This is a genomic window from Streptomyces sp. NPDC052107 (assembly GCF_040680215.1).
Lineage (GTDB): Bacteria > Actinomycetota > Actinomycetes > Streptomycetales > Streptomycetaceae > Streptomyces.
In genome coordinates this window covers 1-1,600 of record NZ_JBFAWG010000271.1, presented here as the reverse complement: position 1 = coordinate 1,600, position 1,600 = coordinate 1, and the positions used below count along the sequence as shown (strand labels likewise).

Genomic DNA, 1,600 nt, shown 5'->3' with positions numbered 1-1,600 from the left:
ACCTAATAGCAGTGCACGGCGCCGGATGACCCCTACTCAATACCCGGAGCCCTGACTCCTTTCCACAGGCAGAGGGCTCCGTCGCCGTGCACTCTTGCGAGTGAGTATCGATCGCCTCCACCAGGGCATTCATGATCGTGACCCGAGCCGTCCGTACGACCACCCGCTCCTCAACACGCGAGCCCCAGAGCTCTCTCCGAAGACCGGGACCGTGCGGCCAGCTGGGGCCACGAACAGCTCATCGGATGTCGGGCCGCCGAGCCCTCCTATTAGGTCGCTGCGTGACCCCGCACAGGCTCACACGCTGGGCAAACTCCGGGAGAAGGGGCCAAAGTTGGCAATCACCTGCGGAATCGACTGGGCAGAGAACCATCACGACGTGGCCTTGGTGGACGAGGCCGGACAGCTCGTCGCCAAGCGTCGCATCAACGACGATGCGGAGGGCTACCGCCAGCTGCTCGGCATGCTGGCCGAGGCGGGAGACAGCCCGCAGGAGCCCATCCCCGTCGCGGTCGAGACCGCCCGCGGTCTGCTGTTCGCTTGCCTTCGCGCCACTGGCCGCAAGGTGTATTCGATCAACCCGATGGCGGTCGCCCGCTACCGCGAGCGTCACCGTGTCGCCCGGGCGAAGTCGGACCATGCCGACGCCATGGCGCTGGCCAACATCTTGCGCACAGATGCCGACGTCCACCGGCCGCTGCCGGCGGACTCCGAGTTGGCGCAGGCCATTTCCGTTCTCGCCCGGGCCCAGCAGGACGCGGTCTGGAACCGGGCCCAGTTGAACAACCAGCTCCGCTCCCACCTCAAGCAGTACTTCCCGGCCGCGCTGGTCGCCTTCCAGGCCCGGGGCGTCGGCCTGGACTCCCGGGAAGCACGGGCCGTGCTCTCCACGGCGCCGGACCCGGCGACGGCCGCGCGGCTGACCCGCACCCAGCTGCGGTCACTGCTGCGCAAGTCCGGGCGGCAGCGCAACATTGATACCTGGGCCGACCGTCTGAAGACCGTGTTCACCAGCGACTACCTCCATCAACTCCCGCTGGTGGAAGAGGCGATAGGGCGTCAGACCGCCGCCCTCGTACTCCAGCTTGACGCGGCCTGCCGGGCTGCGGACGACCTCGCTGCTGCGGCGGCCCAGGCGTTTGCTCAGCACCCGGACCACGAGATCATCAGCAGCTTCCCCGGCATCGGCCCGCTGACCGGTGCCCGCGTCCTCGGTGAGATCGGCGACGACCGCTCCCGGTTCCGCGACGCACGCGCCCTGAAGGCATACGCCGGAGCCGCGCCGATCACTGTCGCCAGCGGCAAGAGTCACGCCGTGCACCATCGGCGTGTGAAGAACCAGAGACTGGCCGCCGCCGGCTACGTCTGGATCTTCGGAGCACTGCCCTCACCACAGGTCAAAGAGCACTACGACCGGCGCAGAGCCCGGGGAGACCGACACACCGCCGCCATGAGGAACCTGTTCAACCGCCTCCTCGGCTGCCTGCATCACTGCCTGGCCACCGGCCAGAACTTCGACCCGGCGAAGGCGTTCCCGGCCCTTGCGACGACAGTCGGACCTGCTGCCACTTGACTTCCTACGAAGCTCGGATGTCTGTGG

General features: G+C 67.9%; 1 protein-coding gene. It reads left to right on the top strand.

The features are described 5' to 3' along the window. Positions 1-334 precede the first annotated feature (334 nt). A complete protein-coding gene (locus AB0M27_RS47730) occupies positions 335-1,573 on the top strand; it encodes an IS110 family transposase (RefSeq protein WP_365732451.1) in 1,239 nt (412 codons plus the stop codon). Positions 1,574-1,600 lie beyond the last annotated feature (27 nt).